1 protein-coding gene is annotated in these 564 nt (G+C 71.8%); it reads right to left on the reverse strand.

The genetic code is table 11. From position 1 onward, the window contains the following. Positions 1-564, reverse strand: a 564-nt coding sequence (locus KUM32_RS42280) for an aminotransferase class I/II-fold pyridoxal phosphate-dependent enzyme (RefSeq protein WP_217146893.1), incomplete at both ends; no start/stop codon positions are given.

Raw genomic sequence — 564 nt, forward strand, 5'->3', positions numbered from 1 at the left:
GGTTGGGGACGGCCACCAGGCCGCAGCGCTCGGGGAGGCCGCGGCAGAAGGCCAGGCCGTCGCCGTCCGCGGAGATCTCCGGGCCCAGCGGGCGGATGTCGGTGGTGATGAAGTACGTGCCGGCCGGCCGGAAGACGGTGAACCCCGCCGTGGCCAGGCCGTCCGCGAGCAGGTCCCGCTTGACGGCGAGTTCGTCGCGCAGGCCGGCGTAGTACGAGTCGGGCAGGGTCAGGGCCTCGGCGATGGCGTGCTGGAACGGGCCGGAGGCCACGAACGTCAGGTACTGCTTGGCCGAGCGGACCGCCGCCAGCAGGTCCGGCGGCGCGGTGACCCAGCCGACCTTCCAGCCGGTGAAGGAGAACGTCTTGCCCGCGGAGCTGATGGTCACCGTGCGCTCCCGCATGCCGGGCAGCGACGCCAGCGGGATGTGCTGGTGGTCGTCGAAGACGAGGTGCTCGTAGACCTCGTCCGTGACCACGTACAGGTCGCGCTCGATGGCGATGGTGGCGATAGCCGCCAGCTCCTCGCGCGTGAGCACGGTGCCGGTGGGGTTGTGCGGGGTGT

The organism is Streptomyces sp. AC627_RSS907, from assembly GCF_019049165.1.